The organism is Paenibacillus sp. E222, from assembly GCF_013401555.1.
Taxonomy (GTDB): Bacteria; Bacillota; Bacilli; order Paenibacillales; family Paenibacillaceae; genus Paenibacillus.
Genome location: NZ_CP058552.1, coordinates 2,329,657 through 2,351,022 on the forward strand (window position 1 = coordinate 2,329,657; position 21,366 = coordinate 2,351,022).

15 protein-coding genes and 1 riboswitch are annotated in these 21,366 nt (G+C 46.5%); of the genes, 9 read left to right on the top strand and 6 right to left on the bottom strand.

The window, feature by feature from the left end; genetic code table 11:
- Positions 1-147: 147 nt before the first annotated feature.
- A complete protein-coding gene (locus tag HW560_RS10305) occupies positions 148-4,608 on the top strand; it encodes an LPXTG cell wall anchor domain-containing protein (protein WP_179262991.1) in 4,461 nt (1,486 codons plus the stop codon).
- A gap of 122 nt (positions 4,609-4,730) precedes the next feature.
- Here HW560_RS10305 and HW560_RS10310 read toward each other — a convergent pair whose 3' ends face one another.
- The 3 genes from HW560_RS10310 to HW560_RS10320 form a co-directional block, all read right to left on the bottom strand.
- Positions 4,731-5,375, bottom strand: coding sequence for a class D sortase (locus HW560_RS10310; RefSeq protein WP_177185910.1), 645 nt, complete (start codon positions 5,373-5,375; stop codon positions 4,731-4,733).
- Between the two features lie 173 nt (positions 5,376-5,548).
- Positions 5,549-7,015: an amino acid permease gene (locus tag HW560_RS10315; RefSeq protein WP_090904706.1), complete on the bottom strand. Its 1,467-nt coding sequence runs from the start codon at positions 7,013-7,015 to the stop codon at positions 5,549-5,551.
- Between the two features lie 116 nt (positions 7,016-7,131).
- Positions 7,132-7,349, bottom strand: a riboswitch (Lysine riboswitch).
- 142 nt (positions 7,350-7,491) lie between these two features.
- Positions 7,492-8,634, bottom strand: a complete 1,143-nt coding sequence (locus tag HW560_RS10320; RefSeq protein WP_179262993.1) for a virulence factor — start codon at positions 8,632-8,634, stop codon at positions 7,492-7,494.
- Positions 8,635-8,859: 225 nt separating this feature from the next.
- Between HW560_RS10320 and HW560_RS10325 the strand changes: the two genes are divergently transcribed.
- Positions 8,860-9,300 carry a hypothetical protein gene (locus HW560_RS10325; RefSeq protein ID WP_090904708.1) on the top strand — a complete coding sequence of 147 codons (441 nt, stop codon included), beginning with the start codon at positions 8,860-8,862 and terminating at the stop codon, positions 9,298-9,300.
- A 40-nt stretch (positions 9,301-9,340) separates the two neighbouring features.
- Here the strand turns inward: HW560_RS10325 and HW560_RS10330 are convergent, their stop codons facing one another.
- Complete coding sequence (locus HW560_RS10330; RefSeq protein WP_090904709.1) at positions 9,341-10,039, bottom strand: response regulator transcription factor; 699 nt, start codon at positions 10,037-10,039, stop codon at positions 9,341-9,343.
- Between the two features lie 381 nt (positions 10,040-10,420).
- Between HW560_RS10330 and HW560_RS10335 the strand changes: the two genes are divergently transcribed.
- The 6 genes from HW560_RS10335 (at position 10,421) to HW560_RS10355 (ending at position 19,119) form a co-directional block, all read left to right on the top strand.
- Positions 10,421-13,231 (top strand): ATP-binding protein, encoded by a 2,811-nt coding sequence (locus HW560_RS10335; RefSeq protein ID WP_177185911.1) that lies wholly within the window; start codon positions 10,421-10,423, stop codon positions 13,229-13,231.
- A gap of 327 nt (positions 13,232-13,558) precedes the next feature.
- The gene (locus HW560_RS10340) at positions 13,559-14,905 is read left to right on the top strand and encodes a cytochrome ubiquinol oxidase subunit I (RefSeq protein WP_076291251.1); all 1,347 of its coding nucleotides are present in this window, start codon (positions 13,559-13,561) and stop codon (positions 14,903-14,905) included.
- Positions 14,902-15,936: a cytochrome d ubiquinol oxidase subunit II gene (locus HW560_RS10345; protein ID WP_076291252.1), complete on the top strand. Its 1,035-nt coding sequence runs from the start codon at positions 14,902-14,904 to the stop codon at positions 15,934-15,936. The genes HW560_RS10340 and HW560_RS10345 overlap by 4 nt, the downstream gene beginning before the upstream one ends.
- A 32-nt stretch (positions 15,937-15,968) precedes the next feature.
- The gene (locus HW560_RS34405; protein ID WP_373564996.1) at positions 15,969-16,142 is read left to right on the top strand and encodes a cytochrome bd oxidase small subunit CydS family protein; all 174 of its coding nucleotides are present in this window, start codon (positions 15,969-15,971) and stop codon (positions 16,140-16,142) included.
- Between the two features lie 71 nt (positions 16,143-16,213).
- The gene (locus HW560_RS10350; RefSeq protein WP_090904712.1) at positions 16,214-17,278 is read left to right on the top strand and encodes an MBL fold metallo-hydrolase; all 1,065 of its coding nucleotides are present in this window, start codon (positions 16,214-16,216) and stop codon (positions 17,276-17,278) included.
- A 215-nt stretch (positions 17,279-17,493) separates the two neighbouring features.
- Positions 17,494-19,119, top strand: coding sequence for an ABC-F family ATP-binding cassette domain-containing protein (locus HW560_RS10355; RefSeq protein WP_090904713.1), 1,626 nt, complete (start codon positions 17,494-17,496; stop codon positions 19,117-19,119).
- A 176-nt stretch (positions 19,120-19,295) separates the two neighbouring features.
- On the opposite strand, the gene HW560_RS10360 is transcribed toward HW560_RS10355, so the two are convergent.
- A complete protein-coding gene (locus tag HW560_RS10360; RefSeq protein WP_062325854.1) occupies positions 19,296-19,484 on the bottom strand; it encodes a hypothetical protein in 189 nt (62 codons plus the stop codon).
- Positions 19,485-19,774: 290 nt separating this feature from the next.
- On the opposite strand from HW560_RS10360, the gene HW560_RS10365 reads away from it, so the two are divergent.
- The gene (locus HW560_RS10365) at positions 19,775-20,665 is read left to right on the top strand and encodes a cation diffusion facilitator family transporter (protein WP_090904714.1); all 891 of its coding nucleotides are present in this window, start codon (positions 19,775-19,777) and stop codon (positions 20,663-20,665) included.
- Positions 20,666-20,770: 105 nt separating this feature from the next.
- On the opposite strand, the gene HW560_RS10370 is transcribed toward HW560_RS10365, so the two are convergent.
- Entirely contained in the window at positions 20,771-21,274 is a 504-nt protein-coding gene (locus HW560_RS10370) for a hypothetical protein (protein WP_090904715.1), read from the bottom strand.
- Between the last annotated feature and the right edge of the window lie 92 nt (positions 21,275-21,366).

A 21,366-nucleotide genomic window follows, 5' to 3' on the forward strand; every position in this document is an offset into this window, starting at 1 on the left:
AGGGGAAGTCACTTATCGCCTAGATTCAAAATGATATTATGGTGTACATTCACATGCATGTGTGTTGTATATTTTTTGTATAGGTTGCTTTGTTATTCTGATCTTTGGCGTATGCCGACACTACGCACGAGGAGGAATAAGCAACAAATGAAGAAAAAATTGAGCATTGTGGCCATTGTTTTGCTGTTGATCACGCAATTGATGCAAGGCTGGTTATTTTCACCAAACATATATGCACAAGATACGATGACAGAACATACGACGGTGGAATCATTATTGGAACACGACACGGTTGAACCTGCAGAGCTTGATCTCGATCAAGATGATGCTGCGAATGAAGCTGCTATGGCGGCAGCCAGTGCTGCTCCACAAGAGATCACGGATCAATTAATTACAAGTGTTCAAATGTATAATCAAAAACCGATAGAGGATGGCAATGGCACGGTTCGGCCTCAAGGGGACGAAATTGAGACAGTCAGACCAAGTATCAAGGATGAGGTGGCTGTCTTCTTTACATGGGCACTGCCAAACGATTCTCATGGGTATGAGGCAGGTTCCACGTATACGTTTAACCTGCCTGACAAATTCAAGATCGAGTCACAGTTAAAAGGAACATTGGATGGTGATGTTGGGGAGTACGTGGTTCATCCAGACGGCAAAGTTGTATTTACCTTCAACGAGCAGATCGTTGGTTCCAAATTAGAAGGAAACTTCTACGTCTGGATCAAGTTCGACGAGAGCAAAATGGATGGTGGCTTGAAGCAGCCGATCGTATTTGATTTCATTCGTGATGGTGCTGTTACATTAAATGTACACTTTGCGAATACAGCCAAGGATGAACTTACGAAATCGGGATTCGCGAATAATAACGGCTTTAACTCGGATGAAATTACCTGGACTGTTGATTTTAACCAAGGGGAGAAACAAATCCAAAATGCGGTGCTGACGGATACACTTCCGGCAAATTTGGAGCTCAAGGGGAACATTGAGATTCGTGAATTGCAGGTTCAATTAGATGGATCTGTCAAATTAGGAAATCTGTTTAGTACCGAATCTCAATTTCCGATTAACCTGGGTGATATTGATAAAGCGTACCGGGTGACGTACAAAACAAGTATTAAAGCGCCAACAACTGCCCCTTTTACAAACATTGAGTATGAGAACAAGGTGGAGCTTACAGGGGATCAGAGCGAGCATAACGAAACGGATATCGGTCGAGTGACAGTGAGTTTCAATGAACCACTGAACAAGTCAGGGCAAGAGAGTGCCTACAACCCGGTGACCCAAACGATCACATGGAAAGTGCAATACAATTACAATCAACAAGAGATCGCTCAGGCGAATGCATGGATAGAAGATCGTTTTGATACTGCAAAACAACAATTGGTTGCTGGCTCGGTCAAAGTATACCAGGTGGACATCGATACTAGCGGAAAACCAGCAGGGAAGACTCAAGTAGATTCCAATGAATATACACTCACCGGGGTCGGCACAGGCTTCGATGAAGGCTTCAAGTTACATTTTAACGAGGGGATCAAGAAGGCCTACGAGATCGAATATGAAACCCAGTCGATTGATCGTGTGTATGCGAATGGTACGGTAAAGAATAAAGTGACCATGCACGATGGAACAACCAAAGAAGGCACGAGGAATATTGAGGAAGTCATTTTTGCGAAAAGTGTAAAACGTGAAAACTTCAATACGAAAGAAATCGAGTGGCAGATTGTGCTGAACCGTGATTTGAAGGAAATGACGGACATCGTCATTACAGACAACTACGCAGGAAGAAATATGAAGTTGATTCCGGGCAGTCTGCAAATTAGTGGTGATCAGCAAGATCAGTTTGAAACGGAGCCCGTAGCTGACCCAAGTGATGATGTGAACTTTGAAAAAGGTTTCTCCATTCGATTGAAGGCTGGCGGGTTGATCAACAAAGAGCATGTAATCACGTATAAGACCAGCTTTGATCCGACGGCAGGTATGCCAACCGACAATGTATATCGGAATGAGGCTACATTGAATTGGAAAGAAGCGAATGTAGCACAAGCTTCAATCACCAAATCTGCCGAAGTTAGACCGCTTGATTACACGATACAGAACGGTAATAAAAAGGGAGAATATAGCGCCAAGGACAAAACGATCACTTGGACAATTGATGTGAATTATAATTTGTACGACATTCAGAACGCTATTCTCAAGGATGCGTACACGGGGGATCAATCTTTTGTAGATGGTTCTTTGAAAGTGAATAAGCTCTTGTTACAGGGAAGCAATAATGTCACTGCGATTGGTGACGAGGTTACTCTGACACCAGACCAATTCCAATTGAACCCGGATGGTAAAGGCTTCGCTTTAGACCTTGGCAACATCGGAAAAGCAGCCTACCGGATCGTGTATAAAACGAGTTTGGACGGGGAATTTGATGTTGAGGGCACGTACGCCAATCATGCGATCCTGACAGATGGTGAGGGTGGCACAGTTCGATTTGACAAAGAAGCGAAAGTCACACCAGCACACGGTGGTATATATGTACACAAAACAGGGCAGCAAATCGGTTCAAGTGATAAAGCTTCCTGGACGGTAAATATCAACCCAAGCCAATCATATATTGCAGCAGGCTCAGTATTAACGGATAAGTTATCAGATAATCAGATTTTGCTCGCAGATACGTTAAAGCTGTATGCAACCGATCTGCCTGCGAACAACTCAGGCAATGTATCAACCAAGGCAGGTTTGGTGGATGCCGATGAGTATGAGCTAGTGGTGGAAGGCAACACCTTTACATTCACCTTTAAGAATGAGATGAAAAGTGCTTTAATTTTGGAATATCAATCCTTTATTAATGCCGATAGTGGTGCGAGAATCGAAAATAAAGTTCAATTTGCGGGTCAATCGTCATCAGTGACGGGTTCAGATCAGCAGAGTGGTATTCGCGTTTACATGGCTGGAGCTGGCGGTGGAGCATCCACAGGTGTGGGTAAAATCAAAATTCACAAAGTCGATGACGCAGGCCTTCCGCTGGAAGGAGCGGTATTCGCGATCTATAATGCATCGGGAACGACGCTGCTGGAAACGTTGAAACCGACAGATGCGAAAGGTGAGGCAGTTACCTCCCGGAATTATCGATTACATCAAACCGATGGTGTAGCCTACAGGCTGAAGGAAGTATCAGCACCAGCAGGTTACCTTGTTAATGCAGAATATAGTGCTGCCACAGGGAAAACAATTCAGTTTAAGGATGCAGATGAATCGTTTGAAGTTGTCAACGAGAAAATTCGTCAAGGTTTCCAATTAACCAAGGTAGATGCTGCTGACAGCAACAAAAAGCTAAAAGGCGCAACGTTCGAGTTGTACTTGAAAAATGCTCAAACCAGAGAGTTGATCGACACGTTAACAACGGGTGAGGATGGAACGATTGCCAAAGGTGATCTGGCGCCAGGGAATTACGAGTTAGTCGAAGTAACAGCGCCTGAATTCTACCAACTGGATGAAACGCCCATACCGTTCACGATTGTAGCGGATCAAACACAGATTGTAACCCTCATCCAGACCAATGGGCAGGGCATGAATGCCAAGCTGGTGGTTACCAAAGTAAATGCCAAGGACAAGTCGGTGTTAAGCGGAATCGAATTTGAACTGCGTGACGATCGTACAGATACCGTAATCGCTACGAAGGTTACGGACATGAGCGGCATGATACAATTTGACAGCTTGCCTTATGGGCCATACACCTTGGTTGAGACCAAGGCAGAAGGTTTTGTAATCGAACAGCCGGAAACGCAAGTCAACATTACGAAGCCGGAAACGCAATTGACCATTGAGAACAAAGCAAACGATCGTTCCGTGAAACTGATTAAATTCAATGCAAACAAAACACAGCATCTACAAGGAGCTGTATTTGAATTGCGTGCTCAAACGGCCCTGCTGGATGCGGAAGGAAACTGGAGATTCGATGTGGTAACAGGGGTAGATGAAGCAAATCTGACTACCAATTCCAATGGTGAAATCGTTCTGAAGGATTTGGAACCCAATAAGTATCAACTGGTTGAAATAAAAGCACCTGCAGGTTATAAATTGGACAAAACGTCGGTTGAATTCGAGATTACGGATAAACAGACGGAAACCGTAGTGGTGGAAAAGACGAATATCGCCATTCCCGTACCTGGCGGGCCAAGTGAGCCCTATAATCCGGGAACGCCAAGTACAGGAACACCGAATCCTGGGACATCCACGCCAGATCCATCAACTCCAGGCACAGTGGTAACGCCTGAAACTTCAGAACCAGAGGATGAAACCGACCAAGGAACGGATCCGGATAGGGGAGAATCCCCTTCCAAACCGGGAGATTCGACTGTTGTTGACGAAGAGAAGCCTTCAGCTGTTGCTAATGCTGGCGATGCTACTAGCCCAGGAGGGGATCATACATCCTCCCCTGCAGATACGAATGTTGCAGGAGCAGAGGAAGGGGAGGATGGCTCTTTCCTGGGCATGCTGCCTAAAACAGGAGAAGAGAGCACATGGGGATACACTCTTGTAGGGACTCTTTTGATTATTCTCGGCAGTATGGGAACCTTGTATCTCCGTCGAAGAAAACAGATGAACCCGTAGACGGGAACATGTAACCTCGGATATTTCTTTACATCTACAACAAAACACCCCCAGCATAAGCGCTTCCGAGATTCAGAATCACCGCGCGCATGCCAGGGGTGTTTTTAGTTTGTACAGCATGGTTAAGGCAGGTCACGCTGAGCAACCTCTGAAGTCACTTGGACGGCTCTTATAATCAGCCGATGTGTTGGATTGACTAATGGATCACACGTAATCAAGGTAAGCACCTGTCCCAGATGCGGGTCCTCAAGTACGGACAAGTCCGTAGGCTCCACAACGGATATCTGATCCACTTTGTATTGGATATGGGTCTGATCTGCCAGAGTGACTTTAATCCAATCACCAATCTCCAATTCTCCCATTCGGTTGAACAGGCGTCCTTTTTTGTGAGCACGATGAGCGGCAATCGCTGCATTTCCTTCAGTCCCGATGCGGGCCGTCTCCACAAGATGCGTTGCTGCAACCTTCATATTGCTTTCAGTTGCATCCTCCAGAATGGGCAGTTGCACATCAATCTCATCAATTGTAATAACCCCCAGTGCATGAGGATAACTTTCCTGTTCTTTGTCTTCGGTATCATCATCGATTGAGGCAGGATCCTGTCTGGCTTGTTCAAAAGATTCATTGATTTTAGTTAGGTCGAGTTGTAGCTGTTTCAGCTCATCCATAACTTTGGCTTGCTGCCAGTCAAAATACTTTTCCTGCAGAAGAGGCAAGAAAAGAAGTAAGATCCCCAGAACAACAAGCATGGAAAAAAATAATTTCATCGTACATGGACCCCTTTTGTCAAAATAGATTAACTGTTCTATTGTAAACATAGGGACATATACAAAACCTGGACAAATCAAACAGGCAGCTTTTTCTTTCATAGAAAGAAAAAGCTGCCTGTTTATATACATGGAGTAACCCAATGTTGATCGATATCATTATTTGGGGATAATCATTCTGATGATGTGGTAAAATCACAATCCTGTAGTGGTACGACTTTTGTTTTCTTGATGAATTTATAACCCAACCATAAGATCAGAAACAGTGGAACGCTCAAGTAAGCGACAAGGGCTCCACTCCAATCGATCTGATCGCCCGTAAACGCCTGATAGTTCTGTCCAATAATGACGATGATACATAACACAAAAGCGAAGATTGGACCGAATGGGAACCAGCGTGCACGGTAGGGCAGATCGTTTAAATCCCGGCCTTGGGCCACATACGCACGGCGGAAGCGATAATGGCTGATGGCAATACCGAGCCAGGTGATAAAGCCACACATACCGGACGCATTCAGCAGCCAGGTATATACAATACCATCACCGAAAAGGGAGGCTAGAAAAGCCAGCATACCCACCGCTGTAGTCAAGAGCAGGGCATTCATTGGAATGCCCTTTTTGTTCAGCCGACCGAGGAAGCGAGGCGCTTTGCCATCGCGGGCGAGAGCATACAGAACGCGACTTGAAGCATACATGCCCGAATTCCCGGCAGACAGTACAGAGGTCAGAATAACGGCATTCATGACGGAAGCAGCAATGGCCAGACCCGCTTTTTCAAAGACAAGCGTAAACGGACTGACTCCGATATTTTTCAGATCCCCTTTGAGCAGATTCGGATGTGTGTAAGGAATAATCAGACTGATGACTGTAATCGCCAGAATGTAAAAAATCAGAATGCGCCAGAACACTTGCCGAATAGCACGAGGGACATTTTCACGCGGATTTTCGCTCTCACCGGCTGCGACACCAATGAGCTCCGTTCCCTGGAAAGAGAACCCTGCAGCCATAAATACACCGAGAACCGCAAAGAATCCGCCATGGAATGGTGCGTCTCCCACGGTAAAGTTGCTGAATCCAACCGCTTCTCCGCCGATAATGCCGAAGATCATGAGCACACCAACGGTAAGGAAGATGATTACTGTAGCGACTTTGATAATGGCGAACCAGTATTCCGACTCTCCATAGCCTTTAACGGACAACACATTCAGGGCAAAGATTAATACGAGAAATAACAGACTCCACAACATGGACGAACTGTCAGGGAACCAGTATTTGATGAGTACGGTTGCGGCGGCGAGCTCTGCCGCAATGGTGACCGCCCAGTTGTACCAGAAGTTCCAGCCCATGGCGAACCCAAGGGCCGGATCGACAAAGCGGGCCGCATACGTATTGAATGAACCGGAGTCGGGCATGAAGGTAGCCAGTTCTCCGAGACTGGTCATAAGAAAGAAGACCATGATGCCAACGGCAGCGTAAGCAATCAATGCACCGCCGGGGCCTGCATTGGAAATCGCGGTGCCGCTTGCGAGGAACAGCCCTGTACCAATGGATCCGCCGAGTGCAATCATGGTCATATGCCGTGCGCGTAATCCTTTTTTCAGGGTAGGTCCTGTTGTAGTTTGGTTGTTGCGGTCTTGCATGGAAACACTCCTTCTTTCAGCGTACTAATGGGATCCGAACAATGGAACATAACATAAAAGACCGCAGGCATTAGCCTGCGGTCTTTATTATCAATCGTCCGCACCTCGTCCCAAATGTTTAAGATAGCTCAACACAGAAGAAATCATACCCTCCGGGGAAGGCATCATACATCTGTGACAGTTCTGCACCTTTCGGCAACAGCCCCAGCCGCACTGGACAACGTAAGGAACCGTCCTGTGGGCTTCGGCGGGTGCACCTTTCGGCTGAATTCATAAGCGGCTCCTTAGCGCCTCCTTCAGCGTACTGATCGCACCCGCGACCTCTACCTCATCATCATGGATGAGGTGTATCTATTGTCTATGAAATTATAAATCACAGAACGTAACACTTCGTGTTCTGTTTAGCAAACAGACAACCAGTATAACCCCCATGGTATTCCAGTGCAATAACAATTGTTGGATATGAATCGAAAGGACTATTCCGACGTCTTGTTACGCCCGGCCATCTGTTGCCATACAGTTCCGGCTGCCTGTTCGCCGGATTCAATCCGTTCCAGTGCCATTTTGGCTTGCAGGCTGACTTCAAACTCAGGGTCATTGGCTGCCTTTCGCAGAGCTTGCTCTGCTTCTTCGGTTCCCACTTCATACAGGAAGCGGGCCGCACGCCAGCGTACAAGCTTGCTTTTGTCGGATAACGTAGCTGTCATGGCTGCCGTTGCTGCTGGATCACCGATATCCGAGAGGGTGTCTCCCGCAGTCCGACGTACAGCAGGCGAACTGTCTTGCAGAGCTTCGTATAGCAGTTCCATCGCTTCAGGTGTACGAATATCACCGAGATATACAACAGCCAGCCGGCGTATCTGCATTTTACTGTCATGAAGTGCATGGGCTACGAGTGGCAGTCGTTCTGCTGTAGGCTCCATACCATCAAATGCAGCGTATCGAACATTCCAGTCCTCATGATGCAGAGCTTCTTCAAGCTCGGTACCATCCAGCTGACGGCGACGTTCCACGAACTCTTCGGCATTGGTGCCGTGCTCAATGGCTTGTTGAATTACGCGTTCCAGACGCTCTGGCGGATAGGCTGCTTCCAGCTCCTGTTCAATTTCCCGTGCAATATCAGGCAATTCCCCGTAGCGGACGCCATAATCACTCAGTTTCCGTTCCTTGATCAGCGTTGCACTGGCGACTTCAGTAACGGCTTTGACGAACCGATCCGAGAGCGAGATACGCTCTTCCTTGGCACCGGCTTTGACCCGAATTTGCATCGGCACACCTCTGAAGAATTGAACGAATACCTGTGCTTCACCGAAGTGTTCACCAGAGGCATCTTCAGATTCAATCCAGTCCAGATCAATTCCCTGTTGGCCCAGACGGCTTTGAACTTCGCCAAGAATGACGGACCAATCCGCATTTCCCTTACGGTCAAGCGCTACGAAGTCGGTTGTGTGGAATACACTTTTTACTCCGGGAATATGAAGCATCTGGCGAATAAACGCCGGAGCAGATCGTTCGTTATCCAGTGTATATGTTCTGCGGATCCCGTCTTCCAGACGTTCATCCAGATGCAGCATCATCGTATTGGGACTGGGTGTTGGTTCAATGGAAACAATATTCATCGGTTCATAACCTCCTGTACCGGATTCATTCTTAAAGTTCCCGCAATGAGCACGGGCATATCCCTATTTTACATGAATTGCAGCAAACTGCGAACTGGCTAATGAACCTTACACAGTTTGTGAAGAAGTACGAAGATAGTTAACACTTCTTTTATGTTCACACACGAACATTTTTAAATGAAGATTGGCACAATAAGAAGAGAGAATGAACTGGAGGTTATTGCTATGGAACCCATTACCGTACTTTCGGACGGAAGTCGTGGTATTGATTATGACAATATGATTGAATTGTTGAATGAGTGGATAACAGATGAGCAGAGGGAGTCCGTAGTGAAGAAAGAAAAGAACACGGAAAGCAAGGAGGAGGCGGAATGGGGCAAAGCTCACTGTTGTATTGTGGACTATCAGGACGCCGCGCAAGCCGTATCAGCAGCCAATGCCATTCGGGCATTTATGCCTCAGATTCCTTTACTGGTGATTACGGATTTCCAATCGTTGATTCGCAAGCGCCATTTGCAGCTTATTACGGGTACGGGTCTGATAAAGATGATCCTCTGGCAAGAGGAAGAACCAGAGCGGTTGATCATGGAAATCCAGCGGTGGCTGCATTCTTTTGCATACAGAACAAAAACAGCTCAGCCCTCAACCCAGTCGATCAGACGATGACAGAGAGAGGACATGAGCCATTATTTCATTTCGGCTTGTACTAAATGACGTATTTATATCCCGTTCCCCAAACCGTCTTGATATACCGTGGATTTTTGGGGTCGGGTTCAATTTTTTTACGCAGACTGGAGATGTGCACATCGATTGTACGGTCCAAATAGGCCCTTTCTGAGCCTTTAATTCGATCCATAAGTTCATTGCGGGTGAACACTTTGCCGGGATTCCGGTACAACTCCTTCATAATTTCAAACTCAATATGAGTGACCTCAATTTCAATGCCATCCACAAACAAGGTTCTTCTGTACTCATTGACACTGACATGTCCGACAACTTCAGCAGGTTTGTCCTCTTTTATGGGCTTGTCCGGGTAGGAGATAGCTGATCTGCGCAATAATGCCTTAATCCGCGCATCAAGCTCTTTCAGACTAAAGGGTTTACATAGAAAATCATCCGCACCATTATGTAACGCTCGGAGCCGATCATTCAGCATGGTGCTGGCCGAGATCATCAATATGGGTACAGTTGAGTGCTGGCGAAACGCATCAACCAGATCATTACCGTCTGTTTCAGGCAGCATCAAGTCAGTCACTACAATATCGGGCAGGAATCGTGGGAAAAGATGAAGTGCTTCGCGTGCATGATGAACCCGTTCAGTTATGTAACCCTCCTCCTCAAGAAAGAAAGCAATCATGTCGGCCAGATTTTTCTCATCCTCTATAAGAAGAACTTTGATAGACATTGAGGTCACACTCCTGATGAAATGAATTTGTTAAGAAACTTCTAAAAAAAATGTCGTAATTTGTGTGGAAATGCTGCAAAATTTTTAATGTTTGTATTCCAGAATATAGGATGCATATGTAGAAAGTTCTATAGAGTTGAAGCCAAACTTCAGTATTTTACCATGAATGCAGCTCATTTGCCGATCATTCAAAATTTCCCAAAGCTACATCGAGTAGTTATTACAGTATAATGTATCAGAACGGTTTGAGGGAAATAAAGTAGATCTTGCGAGCTTTAATCCATAGGAGGTACCAACGTTGTTGTTGAATGCAAACACAGTAATCAGTCACAAGGGCAGCTACCTATGAACTACATAAAGGTAAATAAGGTGTTGGAGTGGATGGTAATTAAACTCCGTATTCCGTGGCTGGGTACGGCCATACTTATTATCCTGGGTACGCTGGGAACGATATTTCCGTTGACTCTTTTTTACGGGGTACAGCTATTGTTCGGTACAGCGGCAGCTTTTATTGCTTTGCGTTTACACGGAGCCATATACGGATTCACCACCCTAATAGCGATCTGTGCCTTGGGGATATTATTTGAAGGTCTGGTCCCTAGCAGTTTTTTTATGATTGGCGCTCATTTCATTGAATTAATCTGGATGCTGGGATGGCAGATACGCTGGAAAAATGGAAGCATCATGAAGGCGAATGCTGCATTCTGGGTTGTGATGTTATTGCCAGTTACCTTTTACGGATATTTCATAATGGGCATGGATCTAGAAGAATTGAAGTATGGATATATGCATGTCGCTGTGACCAGCATGGTTAATGCGCTGATTGCAGGTATTGTCGTGGATTTCTGGATTACCACTGGCGAGGTGAAGTCAAAACGAACTGGAACCATTCCGCTCAGACGAATTGCTTTTAAATACGTCGTAGCTTTTGTAGTCGTTGTCTCTCTTGTTCTGTTATCGGCCGATAGCCGCAGACAGCTAGGTCAGATCAATGACACCATCCTATCTAATCTAAAACATGCTGCGAATGCTGTGATCAAGGATTTAAATGATCAATATCTATCCCAAGAGAACATGCATCAAAGTATGCAGCGTTATTATCATCTACTGGATGTGAATGTCATCATTCTTGACCCCGATGATAAGGTCATTGCTTCTGGGCTGGATACGTTCCAAGTGGGAGAATACCTGGATATCGACAAATATCGTTTTCTCAAGCCGGGGGAGAACAGCATACTGTTCCATTCTGGGGATGCTTATTATAGCGATGTGCTTACTTACTGGAAACAGGCATCGTTCATGTACGAAGCAGATATGACCACAAGTACGCCTTATCGAGTATTTGTTGAGACCAACTCAGCCCATTATTACACTCGGATTGAGGCGATCTATCTGACTACACTTCAATCTCTGTTCGCTATTTTTGTGGTTTCCATGATTGTGGCCGCTCCTCTCAGCCGGAAAGTGGTAAGTCCATTGAAGCGTCTTACACGTATGACTGGCTCTCTTCCGAGGCTGTTATTTCGTAATGGGGAGATGGAATGGCCAACCAGCCATGTAACAGAAGTACAGATACTGATTGGCAATTTGCGCAAGATGGCTGATGTGCTCCTGGGACAATTCGAACAGATTCGTCAGGACAAGCTCACCCTGGAGGACAGGGTCAGAGAGCGGACCAAGGAGCTGAAGAATAGTGAGGAGATCAAACGCGCCATTATTGATTCTTCTATTGATGCCATTATTGCTGTGGATTCAAACGGGCTGATTATCGAGTTTAATCCCGAAGCCGAAAGAATGTTTGGACTGGAACGGGCAGAAGTGGTATTCGAGAAGGATGCTCCGTCCCTTTTTCAGGGTGCGAGCTGTATGGAAATCAAGGAAATGCTGAACCAATGTGAGTATATTCGGGGGAAACGACATGTCATCGTCGAAGAGATTTCAGGTATTCGCCGGGACGGTTCCGTTTTTCCGATTGAATACAAGATCGTAGAAATCCAATTGGGCAATAACGAATCGCTTTATAACTTGTTTATTAAGGATATTACGGAGCGCACAAGGGCTGAAGAAGAACGCGTACGTCATGCGCTGGCTCTGGAAAAGCTGAATGCGGAGCTATTTCATGAAAAAGTCGCCATTCAGGAACAGCGGGATATTAGCCAGCATTTCATTGAATCTGCACGGGAAGGACTGGTCATGTCTGATCGTTCGGGCACCATCACGATAGTGAACAGAAGGATTGAAGAAATGTTTGGTCTCCGAGATTTTTCGGGCAGATCCATTGAAGACTTGGCTCAGGCCATTGATACGCGGATATTAACCTCTGAATTCAATCTGGTGGAGCAGACGCGCGCATTTTTGAACGGTGAACGGGCCTTTGTTGAGACTGAATTTATATTTAATGATGTGGATAAGAGTGTATTTTCCCTGTACATGAAGCAAATGGATGTTCCGGGCAAAAATCATGGATTTCTTCTGGTGTTCCGCGATCGTACGGAGGAAGAACGCCTGAATCGGATGAAAAACGAACTGATCAGCGTGGTCTCACATGAGCTTCGAACCCCTGTTGCGACCATTATGGGCTATGTGGAACTGATGATGATGTATGATCTCCCCGCTTCGCAGCGTCAGGAGTTCATGGAAACCATCTCTTCGGAAGGCGCACGACTGAGCAGTCTGCTGGATGATGTACTTGATATTCAACGTCTGGATAACGAAGGTATGACCTACCACATGACGTATGTGCCGCTGCTTGAGGTGGTTGAAGGTGTAGCTGAGCAATGGAACATGACATCCATTCAGCGTATCCATGTGCATGCGTTTAATGGAGACTTTTTTGCTTATGCGGACCAGAACCGGATGATTCAGGTGTTACATAACCTGATTGGTAATGCGGTCAAGTACTCACCTGGAGCAGATCGAATCGATATTACGTTGTGGGAAGAAGAAGAATGGTTATGCATCGACGTGCGTGATTATGGAATAGGTATTCCCGAGAATGTGCAGGACATGTTGTTTACGAAGTTTTACCGTGTGGACAATTCGGATCATCGTCAGATTGGCGGGACTGGACTGGGGCTTTACATTTCGCGCAAAATTGTAGAGGACCACCAGGGAACGCTTACCTTTATATCCGCGTCGCACAAAGGAAGTACGTTCAAGGTTCGATTGCCCAAGCAGGACGAACTCTTGTAAAACAAGTGAAGCCTTTATCTAGTAGGATGCTTTCATCCTTAATTAGATAAAGGCTTTTTTTGTTTTTCAAAATTTCCCGGATAAAAAAACAACTTCTTTTGCAAACTGTCTATAGAGCCATAATTTGCATGCCATGCAAAAGGAGGACGGCAGGTCTATGTTCCGTAAACAAGAGAAAACCCTTATTATCGTCTGCCTGGTCGCAGCCGTGATCGTGCTGTATGCCGTTGTCAAAAGTATTATCCGGATCATGAGTTATTGAGGCGTATCGTCACACAGGCGGTATGAAGTCGTACATACGATTATGTGAAAGAGGAGTGTAACCCCATGTCATCCCTGGACCCTGTTCTGCTCAGCCGGATGCTGACCGGTCTTACCCTGTTTGTGCACATCATTTTTGCTTCCATCGGTGTAGGCGTCCCACTCATGATCGCCTTGGCTGAATGGCGCGGATTGCGCACGAATGATATCCATTACACCTTGCTCGCGCGCAGATGGGCGCGGGGGTTCGTCATTACCGTTGCCGTTGGTGTGGTTACCGGCACCTCAATCGGTTTACAGCTCAGCCTGCTGTGGCCAATGTTTATGCGAGTAGCGGGGCAGGCCATTGCCTTGCCGCTGTTTATGGAGACGTTCGCCTTTTTTGTGGAGGCGATCTTTCTTGGAATCTACCTTTATACATGGGACCGATTCAAAAAGAAATATACGCACATGCTGCTGCTGATTCCGGTGGCACTGGGTTCCTCTGCCTCTGCGATATTCATTACAACGGTGAATTCCTTTATGAATCAGCCTCAGGGGTTTACCCTGATTAACGGCATCATGAAGGACATCCACCCGATTGCTGCGATGCTGAATCCGGCTACCCCGACCAAGGTATCTCACGTGCTCGCCTCGTCATACACATTGAGTGCGGGGATATTGGCAGGCATCGCCGCATTCAGCTTGCTTCGGGGTCGGGATCATGTGTATTACAAAAAGGCACTTAAGCTCACAACGGTATGTGCGCTCGTATTTGCGGTCAGCACCGTCATGATCGGAGATTCTTCCGGTAAATTTCTGGCGAAATACCAGCCGGAGAAGCTCGCCGCCGCAGAGTGGCATTTCAAAACGATGACGAAAGCGCCGCTGGTTTATGGGGGTATTCTTGATGAGAACAATGAAGTGAAATATGCCATTGAGATTCCCTATGCACTTAGCATATTGGCAGGAAACAGACCCGACACAGAAGTGAAAGGGCTCGAAGAATTTCCGGCCGATCTGAGGCCGCCGTTGTCCATTCATTATATGTTTGACCTGAAAGTAACGACAGGCGTGATCATTCTGCTAATCCCGGTGCTTTATGTGTTCCGCCGCTGGCTGCCGGGGCGCAAGCCTTATCCAAAGTGGCTCTTGTTAGGCATCGTCCTGCTTGGGCCGCTGGCCATGATTGCCATCGAGCTGGGCTGGATGTTCGCCGAGGTCGGCAGACAGCCATGGATTTTGCGCGGGTACATGAAGGTGTCGGAAGCAGCAACAACATCATCCTCCGTAGGCTGGATGCTCGTTCTGTTTATTCTGCTGTACCTGATCCTTTGCTTTTCAGCGATACGGGTACTCAGCAAGCTGTTCCGTAACAAGGAAGCAGAGAAGGAACTGGAGTCTCTCGGTCTGGAAGGAGGGATCGTGCATTGAGCTTTGAAATTGCAGGCATCGCGATCTTGTGGACGTTTCTGTTTGGATATCTGATCGTGGCTTCGATTGATTTTGGGGCCGGATTTTTCAGCTTTTACAGCATATTAACCGGACACGAGAACAAAATCCATAACATTATTCAGCGCTATCTCTCACCCGTGTGGGAAGTGACGAATGTGTTTCTGATCTTTTTTGTGGTTGGTCTGGTCGGATTTTATCCGGATAGTGCTTTTTATTACGGGACAGCCTTGCTTGTTCCAGGTTCATTGGCGATTGTACTGCTTGCGATTCGGGGCGTGTACTACGCCTATAATACCTATGGGAACCATGGGCAGAACAGCCGGATCTATATGGCGTTGTACGGAGCGACGGGATTGCTGATCCCGGCGGTGTTTTCCACCATTTTGGCGATATCCGAAGGTGGAATTATTGAGCAGGTGGGTGATCAGGTGTTTTTCCGCTGGCGTGAGTTTTTGACGAATCCGTATACCTGGTCTGTTGTATTGCTTGCGCTGGTAAGTGTGCTGTATATCTCAGCGATGTTTCTTTCCTATTATGCCAAGCGGGCGGAGGATGAGACTGCGTTTGAAGTCCTTCGCGAATATGCGCTCCTATGGAGTCTGCCTACGATCTTTGCCAGCTTTCTGGCATTTTTGCAAATTAACAAACAGAATCCCGCACACTTTGAGCAGATGTTGAATATCTCATGGATGTTTATCGCATCTTTTATCTGTTTTGTGATCGCCGTCTCACTGGTATGGAAACGTAAATATTTGGGCTGGTGCTTTATCGCCGTCATGCTGCAGTTTGCCTTTGCTTGGTACGGCTATGGGCGCTCACATCTTCCTTACATTCTGTATCCGTACATTAATATTTACGACAGCTTTACGAACAAGACGATGGGTATTGCGCTCATTACGGCGTTCAGCCTGGGATTGCTAGTGCTTATTCCTTCACTCGTGCTCATTATGAAGCTGTTTCTGTTTGATGCCAATTATGTGCGAGGTAATGCTGGCAAAAAGAAAGGATGAGTCCGTTCATGCTTCCCAACATACAGTTCATCATGCTTCCACAGTTTCTTCTCAGCTCTGACGCGGGAGTGACGGGGATTCCCGGGATAACGGGATTAAGTTTTTTTGAGACCTTTACCATTATGTACGCCCCACCACTGATCATCGTGGCTGCAATTGCGTTTTTGTTCGTCTACTTGGCGAAATGCAAAAATCCAAAGGATTGATTCGTTGGTACGTACTTTCCAATTCGGGGTAATCTTTTGTTAAGATACGAGGAGGGGAGGAGGGCCCTTTCATGCCGAAAATCCGTTATAACAACATTGATAATGTAAGTACGGACAAAACGCTGAAGGAATTCAAGCAGTGGAGGGAGCAGCGGCGCAGCAAAGTGAAGGATTATTCCTACACCGTGCCCAAGCACCCACCTGAACTGGATTATCTGCACGCCAACCGGGCTGAAACCACGATTACCTGGATTGGTCATTCCACATTTTTCATTCAATATCATGGACTAAACATCGTGACAGACCCGGTCTGGGCCGAGAAAATGGGATTTCAGCGCAGACTCGGTGCTCCTGGCATACCAATTCAGGATATTCCACCTTTGGATGTCATTCTGATCTCGCATTCACACTATGATCATTTGCATCTCGCATCGCTGCGGAAATTGGTGACGGCCAAGACACTGCTCATCGTTCCTGATGGTCTCAAGCGCAAAATGGTGCGCAAAGGATTCCACCGGTGTCATGAGATGAAATGGTGGGAACATATTACGCTAGGCGGAGTCAAAATAACCTTTGTACCTGCACAGCACTGGACGCGCCGAACCCTATTTGATACTAATACGTCCCATTGGGGCGGTTATGTATTGGAACAGAATCACCCGGCAGTTGTTCCGTCTAAAGAGAGTGCTGCGACGAGCGAAGGCCATGGTTATGAAAATTCCCGAGCAGCAGGTACGGTTGATCCAATAGAGACATCGGCTGATCATTCTCCTGGCGGTCCGCCAGTCATTTATTTTGTAGGGGATACAGGATACTTCCAGGGATTCAAAACGATCGGTGAACGCTTCGACATTGGTGTCACCCTGATGCCAATCGGTGCGTACGAGCCGGAATGGTTCATGACCTCCCAGCATGTGACGCCGGAAGAAGCGCTGCAGGGATTTGTAGAAACGGGTTCCCAGCTTATGGTTCCCATGCATTATGGGACATTTAAGCTGGCGGATGACACACCCAAGGAAGCGCTCGATCGAATGGAAGTGGAACGAGAACGGCTGGGGATCAGCGCAGAACGTATTCGGGTACTGGGACATGGTGAGACGCTCCGTATCCGGCACGAAGAAAGTAAACAAGACTAACAAAAATGGTCTAGATATGCTAATGTAAGGGTATACCCGCATGAACGGTACATTTACCAAATCTTTAACGATTAAAAAGCGGCCAATTTTCGAATTTGCCGCTTTTTTGTGTTATAATATGGTGCCAGAATAGGCTTCGGGATATTGAATCCATGATTGAATTAGTTGCTATTCATGCAGTATGCAGAATATTAAATAAAAGGATGGTATGCTTAATGATTAGTACAAGCGGCATCACGCTCCGCTACGGAAAACGTGCACTTTTTGAAGATGTGAATATCAAGTTCACGCCAGGCAACTGTTACGGTCTGATCGGCGCCAACGGAGCCGGCAAATCAACATTTCTGAAAATTTTGTCCGGTGAAATTGAAGCAAACTCGGGAGAGGTGCACATCACCCCGGGCGAACGCATGGCCGTTTTGAAGCAAAACCACTTTGAATATGATGAGTATCCGGTTCTCGAAACCGTAATTATGGGCCACAGCCGTCTTTATTCCATCATGAAAGAGAAGGACGCATTGTATGCCAAAGCGGACTTTACGGAAGAAGATGGTTTGCGCGCAGGTGAGCTTGAAGGTGAGTTTGCTGAACTGAATGGTTGGGATGCTGAGCCGGATGCAGCGGCACTCCTGATCGGCCTCGGTATCGAACGTGACATGCATGAGAAGAAAATGGTTGATCTGAGCGGTAACGAAAAAGTTCGTGTCCTGCTTGCACAAGCCTTGTTTGGTCGTCCAAACAACCTGTTGCTCGATGAGCCTACCAACCACTTGGACCTCGAATCCATTCAATGGCTGGAAAACTTCCTCATGGACTATGAAGGTACCGTTATTGTAGTATCCCATGACCGTCACTTCCTGAACAAAGTATGTACACACATTGCAGATATCGATTTCGGTAAAATTCAGCTGTACGTAGGTAACTACGATTTCTGGTATGAATCCAGCCAATTGGCACTTGCTTTGCAACGTGATGCTAATAAGAAAAAAGAAGAGAAAATTAAAGAGCTGCAAGCCTTTATTCAACGTTTCTCTGCGAATGCTTCCAAATCGAAGCAAGCGACTTCACGTAAGAAACAGCTCGACAAAATCACGTTGGATGATCTTCGTCCATCAAACCGGAAATATCCGTTCATCAACTTCAAACCTGAGCGTGAAGCGGGTAAACAATTGTTGACCGTTGACCGTATCAACAAAACAATTGATGGTGTGAACATGCTGAATGATCTCAGCTTTGTGGTGAATAAAGGGGATAAAATTGCCTTTGTTGGCCCGAACGGTAATGCCAAATCATTGTTGTTTGATATCCTTATGGGTGAAACGGAAGCGGATAGTGGCGAATACACTTGGGGTATTACCACAACACAGGCTTATTTCCCGAAAGACAACTCCAAATATTTTGACGGTGTAGATATGAGTCTCGTGGATTGGCTTCGTCAATATTCCAAAGATCAGGATGAAACGTACCTGCGTGGATTCTTGGGTCGTATGCTGTTCTCAGGCGAGGAATCTCTGAAAAAAGCAAGTGTACTCTCCGGGGGCGAGAAAGTTCGCTGTATGCTGGCGAAAATGATGCAAACAGGCGCTAACGCCCTGATTCTGGATGAGCCAACGAACCACTTGGATCTGGAGTCCATTACCGCACTGAACAACGGTATGATTGACTTTGACGGCACCATGCTGTTTACATCGCATGACCATCAGTTCATTCAAACCATCGCTAACCGGATTATTGAAATCACGCCAAACGGCATTATTGATCGCCAAATGAGCTATGATGAGTATCTGGAAAGTGACGAAATTAAAGAATTGCGCAACAAAATGTACCCAGTAGAGGCTTAAGATAAGCTAATCGGTGTAGATTGAGAAGTGTTACCATGGCTAACTCTACGTTTACGTTTTTATAGAGGATCAAAAAAGAACCGCAAGCTCTCCAGAGGAGGCTTGCGGTTCTTTTTTTGGTCATACAAGGTGATCCTGTAACCATAGAGACATCTCATACAGGAGCTGCTTGCGGTCTAGGACCCGCCAGTACGGCGGCGCTGATTGTTAGGCTTTTTGTTGTTTTGACTCTTCATCGCTTTGGGGCCGCCTTCAAAATAGGCACTGGACTGGTTACCTGTGTTTGCCTGTTCTTTCTTCTGCGCCAGTTTCTGGCGTATGGCATCCTGCAAACTGATCTTTTTCGGTTCAGTATTATCGCTCATCGTTATTCCCTCCCGGTCTTACAGTAAGCCGTCCAAATTGAACGGGATGTACTCATTTTATACGTTTTACAAATGCCCCACAAGGGCAACCTGATAAAATGATGAATTCCTTCACTATTTTGACTGGGCCAACATTTTTTCTCTTCACCTACAGCCCTGCGGTCTGGCAACTTTGTTTCGGCTTCCCTACAGCAATGCAGCTTGGCAACACTGTTTCTATAGACCCACACGGTACGCATTTGGTACCATGGAACAACCGTAATACGAAACGTTAAAGGAGTGTCGCCGGGTTGAACGCCTATGAAGAAATACGCAAAGGAGAGCGTGGGGCTTGGGTCAGTATCGTGGCCTATCTGGTCTTGTCTGCTTTTAAATTGATCTGCGGATATTTGTTTGCTTCCAGCGCTTTACTGGCGGATGGTTTTAATAACCTTACAGATATTGTTGCATCTGTTGCGGTATTGATTGGACTTCGCATATCCCAGAAGCCACCTGATTCCGATCATGCCTATGGTCACTTTAGAGCGGAAACCGTTGCTGCCCTAATTGCTTCATTTATTATGGCTATGGTTGGCCTGCAGGTATTGGTTGAAGCGGTTCGTTCCTGGTATGAAGGAAACTTTGTCGCACCAAACCTGTGGTCAGCAGCAGTTGCGGTTGTCTGTGCGCTGGTCATGCTGGGCGTATATCGTTACAATCATCGTCTTGCCAAACAAATTAACAGTCAGGCCCTGATGGCTGCGGCCAAAGATAATCGTTCCGATGCCTGGGTCAGCATAGGGGCTGCGGTCGGAATTATCGGTGCCCAATTTGGACTTCCTTGGTTGGACAAAGTAGCTGCAATAGCTGTAGGTCTGCTGATTTGTAAGACTGCTTGGGAGATTTTCCGTGATTCAACACATCGTCTGACAGACGGATTTGATCAGAAAGAACTGACAGACCTAAGATCATCTGTGGCTCGGGTTCCTGGTGTAGAAATGATCAAGGACGTAAAGGCGCGTGTGCACGGCAGTCATGTACTGGTGGACGTGGTTATTGAAGTGGATGGAAGACTGAGCCTGATCGAAGGTCATCAGATCTGTGACCGGGTTGAAGAGCGCTTGAAACGTTCACATAATATTATGCATGTACATGTGCATGTGGAGCCGAAGATGGAAGAAGGCACAACGGGAAGTCCTTGAAACCAGGAGGGACCTACCGGAAATAAGCGCATATAAAATGAAAAAGAGGACGGCCGCTGCCTGCGAGCTGTCCTCTTTACTTATCGTTAGAACGATTATACGATACTATTGGATAGCAACGTGGATCCAGGCTTTACCTTTCCACGTATACACTTGTACCCATTGACCGCCATCGAATCCATCTACAACTTCACCTGTCGTATCGATGACTTGGGACCCGAGTGCACCGATTGGCTTCCCATTAGGTGCATCATAGAACCATGTGCGCTCCAACAGGTTGAGCAGCATCGTAGGAACCAGAACCTCATCTCCTGCTTTTACAACAGGCTCATCAAAGATTTTGTCATTCGTTGTTGACGTTGTTGTTTCAGTAGTCGTTGAAGTACCTTCTGTACCTGTTGTGTCTACTGTTGTGCCAGTTACAGTCTCAGCTGTGCCTTCTACAGTGTCTACAGCAGGTTTGTTCACTTCAACAGCAGGGGTTGTTGTGGTTGTCTGTGTTCCCGTTTCTGGAGCTACCGTTCCGGTAACCGCTTCCTCAGCACCTGCGGCAGCAGCCATGGAACCCATCAAAGTCAGAGCAGCGGCAAAACTTACAATTTTTTTCATTTGTTTTTCCTCCTCGGTTAGGTATGTAGTTTGTTGTCCTGTGTTAAAAGTAACCAAGCAAGCTTACTTATGAATCACAAATTATAACAATA